At 37.1% G+C, this 20,602-nt stretch carries 22 protein-coding genes; 8 read left to right on the top strand and 14 right to left on the bottom strand.

Annotation, left to right across the window (positions count from 1 at the left end; all coding sequences use genetic code 11):
• The 3 genes from V7161_RS27430 to V7161_RS27420 form a co-directional block, all read right to left on the bottom strand.
• On the bottom strand, positions 1–780 hold a 780-nt coding region (locus V7161_RS27430), incomplete at its 3' end, for a sugar nucleotide-binding protein (protein ID WP_335715965.1).
• Between the two features lie 96 nt (positions 781–876).
• Positions 877–3,477: a phosphoenolpyruvate synthase gene (gene ppsA / locus V7161_RS27425; RefSeq protein ID WP_335715964.1), complete on the bottom strand. Its 2,601-nt coding sequence runs from the start codon at positions 3,475–3,477 to the stop codon at positions 877–879.
• Positions 3,478–4,004: 527 nt separating this feature from the next.
• Entirely contained in the window at positions 4,005–4,754 is a 750-nt protein-coding gene (locus V7161_RS27420) for a GGDEF domain-containing protein (RefSeq protein WP_335715963.1), read from the bottom strand.
• Between the two features lie 201 nt (positions 4,755–4,955).
• Between V7161_RS27420 and V7161_RS27415 the strand changes: the two genes are divergently transcribed.
• Complete coding sequence (locus V7161_RS27415) at positions 4,956–5,456, top strand: hypothetical protein (protein WP_335715962.1); 501 nt, start codon at positions 4,956–4,958, stop codon at positions 5,454–5,456.
• Between the two features lie 42 nt (positions 5,457–5,498).
• Here V7161_RS27415 and V7161_RS27410 read toward each other — a convergent pair whose 3' ends face one another.
• Both V7161_RS27410 and V7161_RS27405 read right to left on the bottom strand, forming a co-directional pair.
• Positions 5,499–6,302, bottom strand: a complete 804-nt coding sequence (locus V7161_RS27410; protein ID WP_335715961.1) for a metallophosphoesterase — start codon at positions 6,300–6,302, stop codon at positions 5,499–5,501.
• Complete coding sequence (locus V7161_RS27405; protein WP_335715968.1) at positions 6,303–7,202, bottom strand: AraC family transcriptional regulator; 900 nt, start codon at positions 7,200–7,202, stop codon at positions 6,303–6,305. It lies immediately after the preceding gene.
• Between the two features lie 125 nt (positions 7,203–7,327).
• Between V7161_RS27405 and V7161_RS27400 the strand changes: the two genes are divergently transcribed.
• Positions 7,328–8,272: a DMT family transporter gene (locus V7161_RS27400; RefSeq protein WP_335715960.1), complete on the top strand. Its 945-nt coding sequence runs from the start codon at positions 7,328–7,330 to the stop codon at positions 8,270–8,272.
• A 258-nt stretch (positions 8,273–8,530) separates the two neighbouring features.
• A complete protein-coding gene (locus V7161_RS27395; RefSeq protein WP_335715959.1) occupies positions 8,531–10,357 on the top strand; it encodes an APC family permease in 1,827 nt (608 codons plus the stop codon).
• An 82-nt stretch (positions 10,358–10,439) separates the two neighbouring features.
• Here the strand turns inward: V7161_RS27395 and V7161_RS27390 are convergent, their stop codons facing one another.
• Together V7161_RS27390 and V7161_RS27385 are read right to left on the bottom strand one after the other, a co-directional pair.
• Positions 10,440–10,814: a nuclear transport factor 2 family protein gene (locus V7161_RS27390; RefSeq protein WP_335715958.1), complete on the bottom strand. Its 375-nt coding sequence runs from the start codon at positions 10,812–10,814 to the stop codon at positions 10,440–10,442.
• A 166-nt stretch (positions 10,815–10,980) separates the two neighbouring features.
• Positions 10,981–11,163 (bottom strand): Fur-regulated basic protein FbpA, encoded by a 183-nt coding sequence (locus V7161_RS27385; protein WP_335715957.1) that lies wholly within the window; start codon positions 11,161–11,163, stop codon positions 10,981–10,983.
• A 255-nt stretch (positions 11,164–11,418) separates the two neighbouring features.
• On the opposite strand from V7161_RS27385, the gene V7161_RS27380 reads away from it, so the two are divergent.
• Complete coding sequence (locus V7161_RS27380) at positions 11,419–12,339, top strand: hypothetical protein (protein ID WP_335715956.1); 921 nt, start codon at positions 11,419–11,421, stop codon at positions 12,337–12,339.
• A 5-nt stretch (positions 12,340–12,344) separates the two neighbouring features.
• The gene (locus V7161_RS27375; protein ID WP_335715955.1) at positions 12,345–13,079 is read left to right on the top strand and encodes an SH3 domain-containing protein; all 735 of its coding nucleotides are present in this window, start codon (positions 12,345–12,347) and stop codon (positions 13,077–13,079) included.
• A gap of 517 nt (positions 13,080–13,596) precedes the next feature.
• On the opposite strand, the gene V7161_RS27370 is transcribed toward V7161_RS27375, so the two are convergent.
• The 3 genes from V7161_RS27370 to V7161_RS27360 form a co-directional block, all read right to left on the bottom strand.
• Complete coding sequence (locus V7161_RS27370; protein ID WP_335715954.1) at positions 13,597–14,628, bottom strand: threonine aldolase family protein; 1,032 nt, start codon at positions 14,626–14,628, stop codon at positions 13,597–13,599.
• Positions 14,629–14,665: 37 nt separating this feature from the next.
• A complete protein-coding gene (locus V7161_RS27365) occupies positions 14,666–14,998 on the bottom strand; it encodes a nuclear transport factor 2 family protein (RefSeq protein ID WP_335715953.1) in 333 nt (110 codons plus the stop codon).
• A gap of 88 nt (positions 14,999–15,086) precedes the next feature.
• Complete coding sequence (locus V7161_RS27360) at positions 15,087–15,293, bottom strand: Fur-regulated basic protein FbpA (RefSeq protein WP_335715952.1); 207 nt, start codon at positions 15,291–15,293, stop codon at positions 15,087–15,089.
• A 285-nt stretch (positions 15,294–15,578) separates the two neighbouring features.
• Between V7161_RS27360 and V7161_RS27355 the strand changes: the two genes are divergently transcribed.
• A complete protein-coding gene (locus tag V7161_RS27355) occupies positions 15,579–16,502 on the top strand; it encodes an MBL fold metallo-hydrolase (protein ID WP_335715951.1) in 924 nt (307 codons plus the stop codon).
• On the opposite strand, the gene V7161_RS27350 is transcribed toward V7161_RS27355, so the two are convergent.
• From V7161_RS27350 to V7161_RS27335, 4 genes are all read right to left on the bottom strand, one after another.
• Complete coding sequence (locus V7161_RS27350) at positions 16,499–17,290, bottom strand: rhamnogalacturonan acetylesterase (RefSeq protein WP_335715950.1); 792 nt, start codon at positions 17,288–17,290, stop codon at positions 16,499–16,501. The two genes, V7161_RS27355 and V7161_RS27350, sit on opposite strands and share 4 nt — an antisense overlap.
• Before the next feature lie 88 nt (positions 17,291–17,378).
• Positions 17,379–17,522, bottom strand: coding sequence for a hypothetical protein (locus V7161_RS27345; protein WP_223587679.1), 144 nt, complete (start codon positions 17,520–17,522; stop codon positions 17,379–17,381).
• 42 nt (positions 17,523–17,564) lie between these two features.
• Positions 17,565–18,803, bottom strand: coding sequence for a GGDEF domain-containing protein (locus V7161_RS27340; protein WP_335715949.1), 1,239 nt, complete (start codon positions 18,801–18,803; stop codon positions 17,565–17,567).
• 119 nt (positions 18,804–18,922) lie between these two features.
• Positions 18,923–19,390: a CoxG family protein gene (locus tag V7161_RS27335; RefSeq protein WP_335715948.1), complete on the bottom strand. Its 468-nt coding sequence runs from the start codon at positions 19,388–19,390 to the stop codon at positions 18,923–18,925.
• Between the two features lie 127 nt (positions 19,391–19,517).
• Here V7161_RS27335 and crcB point away from each other — a divergent pair, with 127 nt between their 5' ends.
• Positions 19,518–19,892, top strand: a complete 375-nt coding sequence (gene crcB / locus V7161_RS27330) for a fluoride efflux transporter CrcB (protein ID WP_335715947.1) — start codon at positions 19,518–19,520, stop codon at positions 19,890–19,892.
• A gap of 5 nt (positions 19,893–19,897) precedes the next feature.
• Entirely contained in the window at positions 19,898–20,248 is a 351-nt protein-coding gene (locus V7161_RS27325) for a fluoride efflux transporter FluC (protein ID WP_335715967.1), read from the top strand.
• Positions 20,249–20,602: the final 354 nt, after the last annotated feature.

The raw sequence follows: 20,602 nt of genomic DNA, 5'->3' as shown, positions 1-20,602 counted from the left end.
ATATAAGCTATATCGTAATATGTTTTTATTACTTGCGAGTTTACCTATTATCTGTTCAAAAAATTCCACCTGAGTCATCATATCCGTTGATCCTAAGTGAAAAATCCCTTTTAAGTTATTTTCAATCATAAATCGTAGTTGTTTTGCTAACAAAACATCCAAAAGATTGTTACATATGAGATTGCTGTACACATCTATCACTTTATTATTTTTTATACTTTCTTTAATTAAGTTCCATCTTGGTGAATCCTTACCCCATATCGCTGGAATCCGGATGATTATTACTCGCTCATCCAAAGCTTCTTTTAATACATTTTCACATTTAATTTTGAATTTTCCATAATCTGATTCAGAAATAGGTAGATCTGTTTCTATATGGGATCTTGAAAAGTCTCCATCAAATACATTTGTCGTAGAAAAGTAATAAACACGGGTATTTTTGTTGTGCAAATCCCTAGCCAATACCCTATGAAACTCAAGTTGCCAATCGAACTCTCCTCTAAGGCAAGAAATCACGATATCGGGTTTAATTGAATTTATCATATTTTTTAGTTTATCGAGCTGCTGAACTTCTAATTGGAACTGCTTATCATCAGGAAGACTAGTTAACTTAGAAGAATATGTTCCGTAAAGGTCAAAATCATATTTCAATTCATCAATTAAAGCACTTCCTACAAGCCCGCTTGCACCAAGAATAAGTATCTTTTGCATCATAAATCCCCCTTCGACAAACTCTTTTTTATTATAAATAGAACCATTCCTTAAAATTAGCTTTTTCAAATTAAGTTTAACTCCAATTATTGCACCGCATAAAGCTACTAGAAAAAAGCGACTATTCTGTTGAACAATCGCTTTCGTTTTTTTGTCGGAATCCAATTACAATATTGTGATATACCCTTCTGTTCCATGGACGCGGATTCGCTGCCCATCTTTTATCAGTTTGGTAGCATTTTCTACTCCAACAACTGCTGGTAAGCCATATTCACGTGCGATGACTGCTCCATGAGTCATCAGTCCACCAACTTCGGTAACTAGGCCTTTTAAGGATACAAACAAAGGTGTCCAGCTAGGGTCAGTAAAGGAGGTGACTAATATATCTCCATCTTCTAGATCAGCATCTTCCATGTTTAAAATTACACGTGCCCTTCCCTCTATCACTCCGGAAGAAACAGGCAGACCTACAATAGCATCGGGAGGGAGATTTTTACGGTTGTACTCACCTGTAATGATTTCACCATAAGACGTGATCACACGTGGCGGAGTTAGTTTATCATAAAATTTATACTCGTCTTTTCGTTTGCTGATGATCAGGTAATCAAGTTTATTTGTGCGTGCGACTTCGTGAAGTTCTTCAAAAGTGAGATAGTATATATCTTCTTTTTCTTGAATAACGCCCTCTTGTACGAGTTGTTCGGCTTCTTTCAGTAAAGCCAACTTATAAACGAAATAGCGACTAACCATGCCGTATTTTGGATATTCACGGTAACCGATGTAATTTCGGATTAGGTCGATCATGTGTTTTGTTTCTTTGGCCTTTTGTTCACCATCCGGTAATTGCTTCAATCGCTCTAATATCTCTTGTTCTTTTTGTAAAGCTTCCTGTAGTCCTTGTTCAAATTTCCGTTTGCTGGCATTAGGTTCAAAGTTTTTGATGTTACCAAGAATCATGGGGAGGAGTGTAATTGGTTTTTCACTCCAACGAGTTTTAGTAAGATCAATTTCTCCACTACATCGCATTCCGTATTTGTTGAGATAAGCATAGATCGCGTCTCGGGTTTTTTGGCCACCTTCAAACTTAACCAATTCATCCAAAAAGTTATCATCTTTTACAAGTTGTAAATAATTAATTACTTCCGGATAAGGACGAATCACATCAGCTACATCCAATAGCGCTAGACCCATTTCTGAAGTAATATTGTTTGGTACAGATTGAGATAGTGTGTCTGCTACGTTTTTTTCACCTAACCACTTATTTATTTTTTCATTGATCCATGATGAAGCATCCATAGCTGCCATAAACACACGCGAACTCTGTGGGTTAAATAATATCTTCCTTAATTCCTGGATATCTTCTAGAATAAAATGAAATAAATCCAATCCTGATTTCGTTTGGATGTTTTGTTTTAACCCTTCAATCGATGATTGAGTACTCTTGATCAAATCAGCAACGATTGCCGGATCGATTTCGATTTCCCCCAGCATATCAGTATTGTTTCTGCGGGGATTCGGTGCTTTTTCTTCATTTGGTAACGATTTTATAAAATCTCCACGCTCTATGATGTTCATAAGTGCGTCTTTCATGAGCGGGTCGTGTTGTTCCATGGTACTTAAAAACATTTCTCTGCGAACTGGTGAAGCCAAATGAGGTGTGACATCCACAAACAGCCTGCCGCCAGCTTTACGCATCGGTGCAGGAGTCGTTAACAGGAAAAAAGACAATCCCAGTGGTTTCATGGGGTCGATCATCATTTGTTGATGACCAACCGATATATATACGTGATTTTCTTGATCATTCGCTTCAGGGATCGGGAAAAGCGTAGTGATTGGACGGGTTTGGACAATATAAAATGTATCATCAACCAAACACCATTCGATATCTTGCGGACAGCCAAAATAAGCCTCGATCTGTCTTCCGATGCGTGCTAGTTGTACTATTTGTTGGTCATTGAGTGTTTGCGTCTTTTGCTGATCAGGATCGATCGGCACGGTCTCTGTACCGCCTTCTTTTAATCCATAGATAGCTAATTTTTTGGTTGCTATCCTCTTATCGACGATTTTATCTTCCTTTACTTTATAACAATCCGCAGATACTAAGCCAGAAACCAGTGCTTCTCCAAGCCCAAAACTGGCATCGATGGATAGTACCCTTCGGTTAGAGGTAATCGGATCAGCGGTAAATAATATCCCGGAAGCCTGTGGGAATACCATCCTTTGCACGATAACGGATATATAAACTTGACTATGATCAAATCCATTTTGCAAACGGTAGATTACTGCGCGATCCGTAAATAGGGAAGCCCAACATTTCTTGATATGCTTCAAGATGGCTTCTTTACCGAAGATATTTAAATAGGTGTCTTGTTGTCCAGCAAAGGAGGCATGTGGTAAATCTTCAGCAGTCGCACTAGAGCGCACTGCATAAGCATGTTCATCACCGAGTTGGAAGAGATAGTGTGTAACTTCTTTCACGACATCGGATGGTATTTCTACTTCCATAATGATTTGTCGAATCATCCGGCTGATTTCACCAATTTGATCTCGATCCTGTACTTTAAGCAGTGTTAGTTGATTCAACAACGCATGATACGTTTCGTTTTGTTCGATGGCTTGTTGGTATCCCACTGTTGTAACACAAAATCCTTCTGGTACTTGGATTCCTACAATTTTTGATAATTCCCCTAAATTTAACCCTTTTCCGCCAACGAGCAAAAGCTGCATTTTTTCCATTTCCTGAAAATCGATAACCAAAGAACTCATTCTACATCTCTCCTAACCAGTAAGGTTCTATTGATTTTAGCAGTAGTAAATGAGAATAAAAAGTCTATTTTGACCGCTTTTTATGTGCTATAATTAAATTAGGAAGAGTTCGAAAAAAATAGCTATTCCATACCATACAGTAATCTAATGCCCCGGTTCATCCTCTCAGCAGCAAGCCTTTCATTCGATAAAGTAAATTTCCTTTATGAAAATAAAATTCTTTAGAAGTTCACTTTCATTGATTGATATACTATTTGTTAAATCTTTCGTTCTCAATACAAACTCTTTAACCCCAATAAATTCTGATTCAGTAATTAAGTAAAATTGTGTTCCTTTTTTATAGCCATTGAATTGCCTTTTAAGTGTATATACCTTCATTGATAACCTCGAAAAATATTGTGTATTTTTTATAAATGGAATTATAACATTAAAAATAGCTGACGTTTTTGTTGAAAAAGAAAAAACCGCCTCAAGCGGTAGTGATTAACTGACATTACCGTAAGTTTAAAGAGGAAATGGTTTTCGACTCATTCCCCCTCAAACATTACATAAGTGTTTTTTCCTTGCAATTTAGCTTTATACATAGCTTTATCTGCATTTCTAATTAAGCTGATCGCATCTGTTCCATGTTCTGGAAAAAAAGCCAAACCAATACTTGTTGAAGTGTAAATCTGAATATTTTTTATGTTAAAAGGTTTGTTAATTTCTTCAATGATTCTATTAACAATTTTTGGGGCCGAAGGTTTATCAATCTTCGGTAAAAAAACCAGGAATTCATCTCCCGCAAAGCGTGAAACTGTATCTTCTTTACGTAAACAGTTAAATAGTCGATTTCCCATTTCGATTAATAAAAGATCACCAATTTCATGCCCATGATTGTCATTTACATGTTTAAATCCATCAAAATCAAGAAAAATGACTACGCCAGTTTGTCTTTCCCTTTTTAGATCAATCAGTGAACCGGTTAATTTCTCTTCAAAATATCTCCGATTTGACAATCCAGTCAATGGGTCAAAATAGGATAAAGCTTTATACTTTTCTTCTGCTCTCTCTAATCTGATTCTTTGTTTCATAACAATAAAAAGAAATGGCGTAAAAAGAATTGTAGTAATAATGGTGCCAATGAGCGCTTCTATTCCACCCATAGGTATTTTCCATAACCAGTGAATAACACTATATAAGATGTTAAATTCAGCCATCTTTATTACTAATAAGCCAATTAAGATAAGGACTATTTTATATGACCATTTTATATATTTATTTCTTCCTGTTTTCAAATAATACATCCCCATTTTATTAATCCTCTTAACAGATTACTAAATCTCATTTACTTCTTCAAATGTAGTTTACTGGTAATAGCTCACATACTATTAATCTACAGAACATTTTCTTATCTTTTATGGGCATACACACAGTCAACTAGGTATTAACCTACATATGGTACACAAAGTAAGTTCATGTGCATAGGAGGTTTTAGGATGACAAAATTTTATTCGTTTCATGGGACCGTCACCATGATTACTGATCTTGTGGGGCATAATGGTGAAGGAGATGGCTGCAATAAATTAATATCTGTCGTAAACGAAATGGGAGCAATGGTAAATTTCGTGGTGTCACCGAGTACTTACTTTGTTGACCATATGATGGTTGCAGCAGGAGATCGTGTGACTGGATATTACGACGGAAATGCACCTGCTCTACTCATTTACCCTCCACAGTATCAAGCACTTGTCATGGTAAAAGATAGTCCCTATCAGAATGTCAAAGTAGATTATTTTAATAGTCAGTTGGTAAGTAGTGATGGACGATTACGATTAAATATATCTCCATACACTCACATGGTTTTAATAAATGGGCAATCCTTTACAAGTAACCCTGCGAACCGAGATCTCATTGTTATCTATGGGCCATCTACAAAAAGTATCCCCGCTCAAACCACTCCATATAGAATTATAGTATTGTGTTTGAGGGTATTATAGAAAATCCCCTGTTTGGGATCATAATTAGAATATAAGAATCTTTTAAATTGTAATTACTTTGATGCACGAGGATATTTCCTCCTCCACAGATTTAAAGTTCCATTCATGTGGATAATAGCCTAATGGGTTGCAGATCAATTCCATTCCTTTATATTTATCATGGTATCTGGTATGAATATGACCAAAAATATATTTTTCAACTCCATATTTCAAGGCCAATTTACCCAAGCGTGAACTGCCCATCATCGCATTGAAAAAGTCCCAACTAGGATCGTTTTTACATAATAAAAACTGTGAGCAGGGAACGAAATGTGTAACCATAATGATATTTCTTCCACGATATTCGCTTAACCAGTTCTCTATTCTTGTAATATAACGTTCAGTTACTTCATTATCATTCCCCGTCCAATGAGCGTTTGTTTTATCTGGCCACGTAAAGTCATTAAAAGTACCAGTTTGGAATTGTTCTTTGGTATATCCTTCTATTCCAAAGGTGTAATCATACCAGCCTCCATCGCCAATAATAACCCAATTTTCATCTAATTCAACTGGACCATGGCCAAGGTTACCTTGAAACTCAAGTAGTGTTTGGTAAGCTAATTCAGAATCTTCATGATATATATCGTGGTTTCCATGTACAAATAATATCCTTGTTTGTGGATATTCTCTTTGTAGTTGATTTAACAGAGCAAGACTTTTTTCTGGGCCAGCAGTCATATCGCCGCTAATGATAAACACTTCCGGTGAATGGACTGCAATCCATTTTTTTAACGTTGCCATTATATCAGACCTTGTATTTTTACGATTTAAACCTTCATGAATATCGGACAAAACCGCAATTCTCATTCAATCCCTCCTGCTCAAATCTTTTTGAATATTCCTGTTTTTGTATGCCAATGGTGTCATGTTCATCTCTTTTCGAAATTTATCAATGAAATAGCTTGTGCTGTTAAATCCTACTTGATAGGCAACATCCGTGACACTGGAATCTGGTTGTTGCAATAAAACTAAACTTTTTTGAATTCGAAAATCGGTAACGTAATTCAGAGGAGTTTTCTTTAAAATTCGTTTGAAGTATCGACAGCACTCCGAACGGCTTAATTGTCCAGCACGTGCAATATCTTCTAAAAGGATTTTCTCAGGAAAATGCAGGTGGATCCAATCTAACATCTGCTTCATTCTTTGACTCTTTACCATTTCTGTTTGCTCGTATTCTAATTCAATACCATTAATAATTAGGTTCTTCCAAATTAATGTTAGATGAATGCTGATGTCGATTTCATAGTATGGAGGATTTTCTTTTATCAATTGATTGATTTTCATAATCGAGTCCAAAATATTATTCGCCCAATGCATCTTTGGCACCAAGAGTAAAAAAGGTATATTAGTCGCCTGAATATAAGGGTTTACATAGGTTGAATAAAGTTCTTGTGATAAAACGAAACTGGGGGAAACATTTAAACAAATATAGGTACATCCCGAAATATTCTTATCCTTTGCCATGTGCAGGCATCCACTATTTATAAAAAGACCCTCGCCTTCCCGCACAGTAATATTTTCTTCATTTACTTGAAAAATGGCTTCTCCTTTTACAATGTGAACAAACTGAAATTCATCATGCCAATGAAGTGGTATATACCCATTTACATTTTGGTTAATCGTTGTTTCGTAACAAGCAATCGGCAGCACAACTGTACGATGTTCAGTTAATTCTTTTAAACTTTGGTCAACCATAAAATCTTTAATTTGCACACTACCGCCTCAATATAATTATATTTTTTCATTCGATTTGAGTATTATTTCAAAGGTTTTCCACTTATTATTTAAGATATTATAACACTATTTTTATATTTAAAGGTGGAGAATCAACCATGAATAGACGAAAGGGAATGTTTCTTGTTATAACGGGAGCGGTATTTTGGGGAATCGGTGGCACAGTTGCCAAAAAGCTTTTTCAGCAGTATCAAATCGATGTGGATTGGCTGGTTACGATTCGATTGCTCATAGCTGGTTTTTTACTCTTAACGGTTCAATATTTCTGTAAAGACCGTTCCCAGATACTTGGTGTTTGGAAAAATCGGAGGATCGCTATTCATTTGATTATCTTCGGTTTAGTGGGAATGCTTTCAGTTCAATACACCTATATGGCTTCTATTAAACATGGAAATGCTGCTGTCGCAACGCTATTACAGTATTTAGCACCTGTTATGATTATCTTATATTTAATTTTCCGGAAACAAACGGTCTTAACACGAAAAGATTTACTGACAGTATCGCTTGCTTTAGTTGGTTGTTTTTTCTTATTAACAAACGGCTCCATCTCTCAATTATCTGTGCCAACACTTGCCATCGTTTGGGGTGTTTTATCTGGAATAGCTTTAGCATTTTATACTCTATATGCCGTTCCATTATTGAAGCAATACGACTCCCTTGTCATTGTTGGATGGGCTATGATTATCGGTGGTTTTGCATTAAGTTTTATCCATCCGCCTTGGCAAATGGACTTTTCAAGTTTAGCTTTAAAAGCTTATTGGTATTTAACCTTTATCATCGTATTTGGTACTATGATTGCATTTTGGTTTTTTATAGAAAGCTTACAAAGTCTGGAGCCTAAAGAGTCAAGTCTTTTAGGCAGCATAGAACCACTAGCAGCTGTTTTAACAACAGTCTTTTGGCTAAAAGAACCCTTTGGATCTTTCCAATGGGTTGGGACAGCTTGTATTATTGGCATGATATTTTTGTTGGCTTTGAATAAAAAGTCTTCTTCAAATACCAGCAAGCCTTCAAAAAATGAGGAGCCCCTCAAAGTAAGTTGATAGAGGGGCTTTATTAAAGTCCCTCGTTAGCCAACAAAAGTATTATTCTTTAAATCATTCTTTCTAGGTTATATTGATAATTAAATTACATATGTTAGGAAGAGCTTTATTTGCTCTTTGATGTATTTTTAGGAACAGTAAGTAAAATCTTAGTGTTCTTTTTTGCATTTGGTATGATGATTTATAAAAGATTTTAGCGGGTAATATAATCCTATGGTTAAAAGCAGTTCAATTGCTTATATCTTACGGAGGTACTTTATGCGTTATTCCATGTTTAAACGAGCCTTAATTGGGAAACCGCTGAAAACCAGTGAATTAGGCGAACAACGATTAGGTAAATTAAAAGCACTTGCCATTCTGTCATCCGATGCCCTTTCTTCTGTGGCATACGGGCCAGAACAAATTATCATTGTGTTATCTACATTAGGTCTTATTGCTCTATGGTATTCGATTCCGATTGGTGTAGGTGTCCTCATTCTTTTAGCTGCGCTAATTTTGTCCTATCGTCAAATTATTTACGCTTATCCTCATGGCGGGGGTGCCTATGTTGTCTCGAAAAGTAACTTGGGGAAAAATGCAGGATTAGTAGCAGGCGGTTCTTTATTAGTCGATTACATCTTAACAGTGGCCGTTAGTGTTTCAGCTGGTACGGATGCAATTACATCGGCATTTCCTCTATTACATCCCTATAATGTGCCCATCGCTTCCATCTTAGTTATTTTGATCACGATTTTGAATCTCAGAGGTATTACGGAATCAGCTTCTGTCCTCGCCTATCCCGTCTATATATTTGTCGTTGCGTTAGTCCTTCTGATTGTCGTGGGACTGTGGCAAATTGTTAGCGGACAGATTCCTTCCCATCTGCATACACCAATCGGGACAGCTATACCTGGTATAAGTCTATTTTTACTACTGCGCGCCTTTTCATCAGGCTGCTCGGCTCTTACAGGAGTCGAAGCGGTTTCAAATGCTGTTCCGAATTTCAAGGAACCTGAGGCTAAAAATGCAGTCCATACTTTAATGATGATGGGCATTATTCTAGCGGTTCTTTTCACGGGAACGATGTTTTTAGCCTATTGGCTGGGGATCTCCCCTAAAGCAGAGGAAACGGTTGTTTCCCAAATGGCATCTAAGGTTTTCGGGAGAAACTTCCTATATTATTTTATCCAGGGAACTACGGCTCTTATTCTGGTACTAGCGGCTAACACAGGATTCTCTGCTTTCCCTCTGTTAGCGGTTAACTTCGCCACTGACAAGTATATCCCGAGAATGTTTCTGAATCGCGGGGATCGACTAGGATATTCAAATGGAATCCTTACTCTTAGTGTGGCATCCATTATATTGATTGTCATCTTTAGAGGAGAAACAGAACAGCTCATTCCCCTTTATGCGGTAGGTGTATTCATCCCTTTCACACTTTCGCAAACAGGAATGATTGTGAAATGGATAAGAGAGAAACCTTCGGGCTGGCTATTGAAAATGACCATTAATCTAATTGGCGCGCTGATTACTTTAACGGTTGTGATCATTTTCTTTATCACAAAATTTTCTCAAGTCTGGTATGTCCTCATCTTCTTACCGATTATAGTCTTTGTCTGCCATCGGATTAAAAGGCATTACGATGCAGTAGGTGAACAACTTAGGATTGCAACAGGTGATGATGCACTTCCGTTAGAGGGCAACATTGTCATTGTCCCGGTCGCTGGGGTAACGAAGGTTGTAGAAAACTCATTAAACTATGCGAAGTTAATTGGTGACTCCGTCATTGCCGTTTATGTAGCCTTTGACCGTGAGAGTGAAAAACAAATGGAGGATAAATGGAAGGAATGGCAGCCAGATATTCGTCTTGTGACTTTGTATACCTCCTACCGAAGCTTATTACGACCGATTGCACGCTTTATCGAAATTGTTGAGGAAAAGGCGAATGAACAAAAGTACACACTTACTGTATTGATTCCTCAATTTATTACAAAGAAAAGATGGCACGATATTTTGCATAACCAATCAAGCTTATTATTACGACTCTACCTTATTTATCAAAAAAATGTGATTGTTTCTACCGTGCCATTTCGATTCAAAAAATAACAAGCATTTTTGGTATTTGGTAAACAAAAAGGGATTCCAAAAGTTATTTTTGGAATCCCCTTTTATCAGGTTGATTAATGCATCAGAACACGCCATTCTTATTTGGAGAATTCTCTGGTATGGGCTGACCTACATCCCATAACTCAACGATAAGGTCGGTATGGAAGCGGAAGATATGAACCACAGCTGCCCCAAGGTCCTCTTGCGTTTGCTTAACATGGGAGTGAACCACAACGGTATCACCCTCTTCAATAACACGTTTTATCTCAAGGGTTTTGTGAGGATTCTTAGCGGCGTTTTCTTCCATTGCGAGCATAAGAGAATCAGCGTCTCCACGGAAAAAGGCATTATGATGGCGGAAATCAGGGCCAATATACTTACTGTATGCTTCGCGCACATTCCCCGATGCAACCATTTGTAAAAACGACACAGCCTTATCTCTTAAAGAATTCTTCATTGCCATTCATCCTTTCTTATTAATAGATTTCAAAGTTATGTAATTGTAGTTCCATTATATATCCAATGTATTGAAATTACACCAACTTGTTAAGACATAAAGAGCAAAAGAAAAAGGGCCTAAGCCCCCAACCCTCATTTGTTCTTTTCCTTAAACCTTCGAAATTTTATACCCATTGAATAGAACCAAACTCTCCATGCGGATGATTTTGTAATTTAAATCTCCTATACTCATTTTCTAATTTTGAAAGTGGCAGCGTATGAAGCTGTTGATCTTCTTTATTATAAACGTTTAAGAATATTAGTTTATTGATAAGTTTTTGCCGCTTTTTTTCATCGTTATTTCTCATCATAAACACTCCTTTAGTTTTCACTAAACCTTCCCTTGAAAATAACAACTTTAAATTCGGTCTGAATAATTTTTTAATTTGATTAATTTTATTATAAACTTACAATTCCTATATGTAAAGTATGAATTAGTATTTAACTCCCTCAATCCCCAATTTCTGCAAAGATATGGGGCTTTTCTTCCGATTGTCGGCATAGAATGTGGACAAGGGTAAGTGCTCTCTCAATGAAAATAGTTAACTGGAGGGAATGACTTAATGCAATTTATTGAAGATGTTAAAGAAGTGAAATTTAGCTTTTTGGAAAAACCGCCGGCATCATCTATGACTTATGCCTTTGTTTATGTTAATAATCACAACAAATACTATGCCGTTAAAAATGGAGAGCGATTGTCACGGAGTGAATTGCGGATAGGTAAATATAAAAGGGTTTATACAGTCAATATGCAGCAGCATACCATCACTTACAAGGAGGAAGTCCCTTCAGCAACAAGAGGAAGAAGTTTTTCTGTCAATCTGTTTATCGATATTGCCGTTGAACACCCTGAAAAATTAGTTCAACAAAATGCGGGAGAATTTGGCCACATTATTAACAATAATCTGCCCTTCTGGGTGGAGTCGGAAGCAAGATTTTATCCTATTGAAGAGGATCTTAGTTTTGCCCGGCATATTGAAGAATTTTTTCAAACCTCGCCACTAGTTAAAGTGTTAAGAGAGGCCGGAGTTGTTGTTCGAAATATTCGTGTTTTGATCAGGCAAAGTATTAGGGACCAGCGCCATGATGAGGCGATCGCCGATTTAGACCGGAACGCTGAACTATCTGCCTATCAAGAGGCTCTGGACTTGGAGGAGGCGCGCCGGATATCGGCCTCGATTAAAGAAGCCCTTCAAGCTGGAGATTTTATCACTGCAGGGAAGCTTGGGGAAAAAAATGAAATGGCAAAGCGGTTAGTTGAATCTGAGTTTAGCCAAAATCAAGCTTTCAAAAATGAGGTAAACAAACAACTTTTTAATTTGATCAATGATCACACTATTGACCAGTTTGAGGCGGAACAAAGATTGGCCAAGTTAAAAAAATTATTCCCCTACCTCCCACTCAATCAGGAAAACACCAATGAAAAAAAACAGATTACTGGTCAGAAGAGAGAACTCCTATCCTATTTCAATAAAGGAGATTAGCGATTGTGGAATCTATTCTAAATCAGCTGTTTTGGATCTGGTCACTACTTTCTGTCCTGCCAGAATGGTTGCGCCTTTTTTTGGCTCTCTTTGTCCTTCTGCAGCTCGCAAGGCTGATTTTGTTGTCCATTATTCCTCCCTTCTTCAACTTGTTGTGCCGTTTGTTGAAAAAAATGCATTATCTTATTTCTTACCCCATCATGGCACTTCTTTGCACGATGCAAAGAAGCCGGAGAGAAGCAGGAAAAGCCGGTATATCTGTTTGGATTGATTTCATTGAAGAAATGTTCGCCTTGTTCGAAAGATTTTTCAACAAAATGATTCAGCTTTTCAAGAAACGGAGAAGGAATAAGACAAGGATTAAAAGATGGACCTTCTATTCTGCTACAACTCTAGTAATTTTGCTCACTGCAGCCATCCTGAACAATCCAACTAAGTGGTATACACAAAAATGGAAGAAAGCAGAGGTATGGTTAAACCAAGAACATGTTCCCAGACAAGCATCCGTGGCTTCTCCTCATCCAAAAGAATTCATTTTAAATAAGGAGTATAAAGACGGAGGAAATATTCGGGAAGCACCCACACTAACTGCGCCCCGTCTATATACGATTACCAATGGAGAAATCATGCACTTTTTGAATGAAGAACAAATAGATTCCAAAGGAATTAAGTGGCTAAAAGTTCAAACCGCAAACGGGATCGAAGGCTGGATATCAGCCTTGATTGTCAGGGAAAAATAACCACGATTTAACGCAATCCAAGGTTATATGATGGATTCGCAGGAGAAATGGACACATGATCATTTCTCCTAGTATTAAGACGAGAAACACTAAATTAATAACATTATAGATAGGTAAATGCATAAAATTGAAAAAGCAAAAAAGAGTATAGCTAATTTTAAATTTCTCCTAAATTTTATACCGTAAGCGCAAAAGAAGATCGCCGCTGCCAATTTAGCAAAACTCTGAAAATAGACATTCTCCGCAAAAAATGAACTGCTAAAGGTAATTGAAATAATCAAAGTTGTAGAAATTAGTATTTTAAACCACAAAGGCTCATGTAGAAATTGTTTAATAATAAATTTTATCCGTTGCATGACTGTATAACTCCCTTCATGACCGTTTATTTCTTTTAAGCATATGGTGTGGTCTTCAAATGTATCACTTACCTTTATGCAAGTGTGTATTTATTTGAAAGGGGTCTAATAAAATCCCACGAAAAAAGCGTTAATCCTCCTTGGATTAACGCTTCGTCTTTCTATGCATTTTGAAATGTCCTAAGGTCATGAATAAAAGCTAAAACAACTTCCTCTTTTGTTCCCCAGGACGTAACTAACCGGATTGCAGAGTAATCTGAATCGACCTTTTCCCAAATATGGAAAGAGTACCTACTTTGGAGTTCAGTAATTAAAGAATTAGGCAAAATAGGGAAAATTTGATTGGAAGGTGAATGTGTTAGAAACTTGAAATTTGCATTAACCAGTTCCTGTTTTAACATGTCAGCCACTATGTTTGCATTCATGGCTAGGTCGAAAAATAAGTTGTCCCGGAAAAGTTCAAGAAATTGGATACCTAAAAGTCTTCCTTTCGCAAGTAGCGCCCCTTTTTGCTTCATATGGAACCGAAAATCTTCTTTCAATGATTCGCGGCAAATGACTAATGCTTCACCGATAAGAGCTCCATTCTTCGTTCCGCCAATATAAAAGGCATCCACAAGTGCTGCAATATCATTCAATGTGAGGTCATTTTCTGTAGAGCAAAGTGCAGACCCTAATCTGGCCCCATCCATATACAAAATCAGATTGTTCTTACGGCAAAATTCACTTAATTGCTCCAGCTCACTTTTCTTATAAATGGTGCCAATTTCAGTGGAATTGGATATGTATACAAGCTTCGGTTTCACCATATGTTCGTCTGTATGAAAATCAAGTATTTGCTTTATGTGCAAAGGGGTTAGTTTCCCATCATCGACTTCAACTGTTAGAATTTTATGCCCAGTTGCTTCAATCGCCCCAGTCTCATGTGTAAAAATATGACCGGTGTTGGCCGCAATAGCAGCCTCGTGTGGTCTTAGAAAGGATGAGATCGCGATAAGATTTGTCTGTGTCCCGCCAGCGATAAGGTGGATATCTATATCTTCTCGTCCGATTCTTTCCTTTAAAAGGTCTACTGCTTTTTGAGTGTAGCGATCTTCCCCGTAGCCATCCTCCTGTTCAAAATTGGTTTCGATTAAAGCATTCAATATTCTAGGATGTGCCCCTTCACTGTAATCGTTCTTAAAACTGTACATTTGATGTCCTCCCATTCAAATATGTATTCTCCCGATTTTATTCCGTAATAAACCAAACCTTAGAAATTAAATCATTCTTCACTTCATAAATAGCCATTAAGCTTGTGCTTTCACCTGTTAGTCCATTGGTTGCGATCTCCCAGTCGATTACCTTGTTTCCAACTATGGAACGATTTTTGATTTCCGCGAACATTTTCTTTTTGAAGGTTTCTGAATACCTTTCAATTAGTGCCTGCTTGCCGCTTAATGTTACTGTATTATCTGGGAAAGTCAACACGGTAATGTCATCTGAATAGGTGCTTGCAAATCCTTCTAAATCCTGATTATTGTAAAATTCAATTTGTTTTTGTACGACTTTTTCAATTGACATAGATTTCACTCCATCCTATTTCGTGAATGATAATAACATCATAACATAGAAAAAACAAAAGCCGGTTTTTAAAACCGGCTTTTGTTCTTTAATTAAAAGTTTGTGAAGTATTACCGGCACTTGGATTTGTTTGAATCCAAATCACCTGTTTCAATTGAACATATTCTTCTTCAAGGTCTTGCAGTGTCCATTCATATAGATGCTTATTATTTTTTTTAAAAACCCCTAATTTAAGAAGCTCATCAATTAGATGTTGCCTTTTTTGCTGGACAGCATTTCGAAGATTATTTTTCATATCGAAAAACCTCCTAGTTTGCTTTGAGATTTACCATGAAAATTGCTAATAATAGAACGATGATTAACTAAAGACATTAATTTTTCAATAATTATTGTTTCAACTCCTTCCCACAACTGCCATTGTAATTCTTAAAATCGGAAAAATTTGTCGATTTGACACATATTCAATGATTCTTAAACGAAATGTTATTTACTCTTAATAATAGAAATATTTTTGATGGACCCCTCGTTTCTTGTTATAATCAAGCCAAATTCATTTTTGTGAAGATAAAAAGGTGATTAAATGCGGAAAAAATACGTGAATTTAGACAATATCAGTACAAACAAAACGTTTAAAGACATGATGAGATGGCAAAGGGAACGAAAAAGCAAGGTAAAGGATTTATCGGTAAATATCGAGCAATGTAAAAATAAAATGGTTAAAGAACTTCAGGAAAATCGAAATAATACTACTTATACTTGGATCGGCCATTCGACTTTTCTGATTCAACTAAATGGACTCAATATTTTAACGGATCCTGTTTGGGCACAGCGGATGGGGTTCCAAAAGAGATTAACCCCGCCTGGAATCCCATTAGAAGACATGCCCGAAATAGATGTTGTGCTCATTTCTCATGGCCATTACGACCATTTGGACTTTCCAACGATCAAGCAGATAAAAGGGAATCCTCAATTTTTTGTACCAATCGGATTAAAATCGCTATTTCTCAAAAAAGGTTATCATCGGGTCATCGAATTGAATTGGTGGGAAACGGTTAAACATGAAGGACTTACTTTCCACTTTGTACCTGCTCAGCATTGGACACGAAGATCGGCGACAGATATGAATACGTCCCATTGGGGCGGCTGGGTTATCCAAAATCAAGTAGAAACGTTTTATTTTGTTGGAGATACCGGCTATTTCCCAGGCTTTAAGGAAATTGGAGATCGCTTTCACATCGATACGGTGTTTATGCCGATTGGGGCCTATGAGCCAGAGTGGTTTATGGCCGCATCCCATATCTCGCCCGAAGATAGTGTAAAAGCTTTTTTGGAATTAAAAGCAAAATTGTTTGTTCCGATGCATTATGGCGCCTACCGGTTAGCCGATGATACTGGTCCCGAAGCGTTAGAGCGGTTATATCGTGAATGGGAAAAAAGGCAATTACCAAAGGAGCAATTAAGGGTATTGTTGATTGGGGAAACTGTAACTAACGGAGGCTGTTAATTGCCTCCGTTTTTTAATATATGTTTTTGAAGGGGCAGGTTAAGCCCAGCAATTCCCTCCACAATCATTTTGGCGATTTCCCTTGCACCCTTTTCTTGAAAATGAATTGGATCCTGGACACCACCAGGGTAATTTGGATGTTCTCCAGCATTTAGGAATAAAAAAAGTTTCTTTGTCTTTTCTGGTCCAAGTTGTTGATAAAGTGCCATACTTTTCGACGTCAGATCAATGACAGGGACATTCTCCTTTCTGCCAACCTCCTTCATGGCATCAGGATACTGTCCGTGGGTGGACAAAGCCTTTCCGTCGGTAGAGAAATTCCTTCTTTCGACCGGTGTTACAAGAATTGGGATGGCCCCTTTATTTCGGGCACCGTCAATATATTCTTTTAAATAATGTTGATAGGAAGTGGCAGGGCTTGTGTAACGGGATGGATCATAGCTTTTTTCGTCGTTATGGCCGAATTGAATGAGCAAGTAATCTCCCTTATGAATTTGATTTAAAATTCTGCGTAACCGCCCTTCGTTTATAAAACTTTTCGTACTTCTCCCCGGGACGGCTTCATTTTTCACGATAATTTGTTCATCAAACATTTGAGGGAGCATTTGCCCCCACCCAGCCCTCGGTGCCCGATTTCTGGCATAATTTGCAACAGTGGAATCGCCGGCGAGATACACTGTTATTCTGGTATTTTGTTTGGCTATTGATTTAAAGGTTTTTAACCCGCTAAATACTAACAATATGACTGTTAGCATTAAAATACCTTTCAGGTACCATTTCTTTTTCAATGTTTCTCCTCCTGATGCTTAAGCGCATGATAAAAACCTTCAATTAGATGAAGGTTTTAGCCAACTTATTATCTTAGGAAAAATTATCTCACGTTGTTGTCTCATTTTCATAAGCAATTACGACTACTTTTTTATGGGCTTGCTCACTTAATTTTTCTTCAAGTGATTGAATTTCATTTATTAATTGTGGTGAAAGTGAAGCTGCAACATATTCTTTTGTTTCATTTGTCATGTTTACACCCCCTCTTTTATTATAGTGTTTGACTTTCGATTTTTATATATGTATGAACTCATGTTTAGCTGATAATTGATTTCGTCCGCGGTGTTTGGATTGAAGCAATAATTGATCCGCATAAATATACCCCTTTTCCATCGATATATTTTCGGTCACATCATAAAAGTAGAGCCCAAAGGATGCTGTATAGGTAATCGACACATCTTCCCCATTAAACTCTGCTGGAACCTGACTGTTTTCAACACCTCGCCTTATTTTTTCCACCAAAGCCACCGTTTGATCATAATCTCGATATCTTAAGAAAAGCGTAAATTCTTCCCCTCCGCTTCTAAATAAAAAATCATCCTGATTAAGAAAGCTTATTAAGGTTGCAGCAAAATGCTGGATCACCCTGTCACCGACCGCGTGATTATAGGTGTCATTGATGATTTTGAATTTGTCCAAGTCCGTTACTACAATCCCAATTGATTCATTCCCTTGATTTAACTCTGCCATCTTTTTATCCATTAAAGCGCGGTTAGAAACACCTGTCAAAAAATCGGTATAAGCCATTTGTTCAAATTGGTCTCGTTCCAGCTTGTTTTGCAGGTATTGAGATTTTGTAATAAAGGAGTGGTTAACCAAATAATTCAAAATAAAGAAGCTGATTAATATCTCCCAATGTCCTTCTTGAAGAAAGACAAATAACATTCCATTTGTGAACGAGATTTTTCCCAAATCGGGAATACTTCTGCTTTTAAAAAAATGAAAAGCCTCCTCCCGCGATTTTATTTCCCCTAAGAAGTAGAAAATGATCGTGAGGAAGGTATCAGATATAATAGCGTTTATTGTTGCCAGAAAAAACATTAAAATCCAAAAGCCAAACGGTATCGCTTGAAAATAATGTTGTAAGGCTTGGAACACAAAATAGGAAATTGTATTTTGTAATACAAACGATCCGACGTTATAAAAAATGTGCTCAAATTCATCCGGATCCGCGGTTTTGGTGATCTTTTTATAAAAATAATTGCTAAATCGGTAGATCGTTTCGAAAATAAGTAGTCCTAACGGCCCGGAGAACATGACAAAGGACAAACTGTAGTTCATTCCATAATCAAGAGTCACATTTCCTTTTCGGCTCATGGTACGTAAATGAAAATAAAGCGTACTAAAAAACCAATACAGGAACACAGCCTTGACGAAAAGTGTGTTTTGGAGTGGAACACGATTCGACCAGATCGCCAAGGCCGCAGCGGCAATGAATAATATGTATATGAATATTCTTGCCCTATTCGTCAAAGTCCCCCTCCTTTTAAAGTGCAGTTTGAATTCGTCTATGTCTAGAATCCCCTTGTTTTTAGAATACAAACGTTTTTTAATTTACTGCAAAATAAAAAGAAGCAGTTAATCAAAGACCATCATCTGCTTCTTCTTTTCAAGAGATAAATTCTCTTTTTGATTTCTTTCTCCATTTGTTGAAAAAAGTTTGCCAAACTCTTATCAGCGGACCCGTCTAATATGCGCTTGCTTGCTAAGGCGAGTGCTCCTGTGATCTCTGCTTCAGCCATTAATGAAAGGCTGGTCCCCCCCTGATTTTCTGAAATATGCAAAACACCATTGCCATTTATCTCACCAAGGTTCCCTTTTCCCTTTACATGGAGTCGGTAGGTAGAAGCTGAATTCTCTACAATCGTATAGATTTCCAGCTTAAACATATCCTTAATTGGTCCTAATTGAATTTCAATTTCAGCCAGGTAATTTCCGGTTGATCTTTCTTCAAAAAAACGGCATCCAGGGAGAGAGCTTCTAAGTACATTTTCATCCTTAATATATTTCCATACAATAGACCTAGGTAATTCAAAGGAATGATCATAATTGATTTTCAATCGTACTCCTCCTCCATCGGCTTTTACTCATTTATTTATATTCAAATGGAGTTTGTGTTGTTAATTGAGACGATATGAGTTTAAAATTAGTTGGTGCAGTCTTTTATATAGGGGGTAAAAATTCGCTTTGATCTATCTTTTTATAGGTATAGCTGGTTCTTTAGGTGCGATATTAAGATATCTAATTGGAATGACCTTTTTTACGAATAGCACTTTTCCATTCGCAACTTTACTGATTAATTTATTTGGGAGTTTTTTATTGGCCTGGCTGACAACCAATTTTTTCAAGAAGTTCTCTTTCTCACCTCAGATGTCTACTGTAATCGGTACTGGTTTTGTCGGTTCTTTTACCACTTTTTCAACTCTCAGTGTGGAAACCGTTAAATTGTTTCAATCCGGAAATATGATACTGGGTGTTCTTTATGTTTTTGCCAGTATTATTGGAGGATTATTTATGAGCCGAATAGGATTTAAGTTCAATAACGAGGTGGATAAATCGTGACATTCATGCATTTGATAATAGTCGGAATGGGTGGTTTTTTCGGGGCGAATGCTCGCTATACTATAAGTAAACAATTAATTCACGAATCTGCCTTACCATTGGGAACATTGACGGTTAATTTATTGGGTGCATTTCTTTTAGGTGTGATCACTGGCGCGAAAGCGGATATCATGATTGTATTGTTATTTGGAACTGGATTCATGGGGGCTTTTACAACTTTCTCGACGCTGAAATTAGAAATGTTAAAGTTATTCTTTAAAAAAAATAAAAAGGACTTTATCCTTTATACCATCGCTACCTATGGAGCAGGCATTACACTGGCATATTTTGGGTATTTGGTTGGAAGTTTTTTTTAGATTGATGAAATGTCTGGTTCATCATAAAGGATATGGAACGCCCTCCTCTTGGATGTCACCAATATACGTAATGAACTGAATTTGAAAGGTATAGCTACCCTAGGAAATGCGAATTAAAACAACCTTCCTAATGGAATTAGGAAGGTTGTTGAATGCATGTTTTAGTTATATAAAATTACTTAACTTTTTTGGAAATCAGGTTAAAGCTTCAATCAACAACAAGACTTTACATTCCCATGCCAGGGAAGCCGCTCATTCCCATGCCCGGCATTCCGCTCATTCCCATGCCTGGCATTCCGCTCATTCCCATGCTTGGCATTCCACTCATTCCCATACCTGGATAGCCGCCCATTC

Source organism: Neobacillus drentensis (assembly GCF_036965425.1).
Taxonomy (GTDB): Bacteria; Bacillota; Bacilli; order Bacillales; family Cytobacillaceae; genus Neobacillus; species Neobacillus drentensis_F.
Note: the sequence above shows the minus strand (reverse complement) of the source record. Positions and strands in the feature narration are given on the sequence as shown.

Coding starts and splice junctions, on each gene's coding strand:
- V7161_RS27385 (WP_335715957.1), bottom strand. CDS start 11,163: ATGAGAAATAACGATGAAAAAAAGCGGCAAAAACTTATCAATAAACTA.
- V7161_RS27390 (WP_335715958.1), bottom strand. CDS start 10,814: ATGAAGAATTCTTTAAGAGATAAGGCTGTGTCGTTTTTACAAATGGTT.
- V7161_RS27410 (WP_335715961.1), bottom strand. CDS start 6,302: ATGAGAATTGCGGTTTTGTCCGATATTCATGAAGGTTTAAATCGTAAA.
- V7161_RS27345 (WP_223587679.1), bottom strand. CDS start 17,522: ATGACAAATGAAACAAAAGAATATGTTGCAGCTTCACTTTCACCACAA.
- V7161_RS27370 (WP_335715954.1), bottom strand. CDS start 14,628: ATGTACAGTTTTAAGAACGATTACAGTGAAGGGGCACATCCTAGAATA.
- V7161_RS27415 (WP_335715962.1), top strand. CDS start 4,956: ATGACAAAATTTTATTCGTTTCATGGGACCGTCACCATGATTACTGAT.
- ppsA (WP_335715964.1), bottom strand. CDS start 3,477: ATGAGTTCTTTGGTTATCGATTTTCAGGAAATGGAAAAAATGCAGCTT.
- V7161_RS27355 (WP_335715951.1), top strand. CDS start 15,579: ATGCGGAAAAAATACGTGAATTTAGACAATATCAGTACAAACAAAACG.
- V7161_RS27325 (WP_335715967.1), top strand. CDS start 19,898: ATGCATTTGATAATAGTCGGAATGGGTGGTTTTTTCGGGGCGAATGCT.
- V7161_RS27400 (WP_335715960.1), top strand. CDS start 7,328: ATGAATAGACGAAAGGGAATGTTTCTTGTTATAACGGGAGCGGTATTT.
- V7161_RS27365 (WP_335715953.1), bottom strand. CDS start 14,998: ATGTCAATTGAAAAAGTCGTACAAAAACAAATTGAATTTTACAATAAT.
- V7161_RS27380 (WP_335715956.1), top strand. CDS start 11,419: ATGCAATTTATTGAAGATGTTAAAGAAGTGAAATTTAGCTTTTTGGAA.
- V7161_RS27360 (WP_335715952.1), bottom strand. CDS start 15,293: ATGAAAAATAATCTTCGAAATGCTGTCCAGCAAAAAAGGCAACATCTA.
- V7161_RS27395 (WP_335715959.1), top strand. CDS start 8,531: ATGCGTTATTCCATGTTTAAACGAGCCTTAATTGGGAAACCGCTGAAA.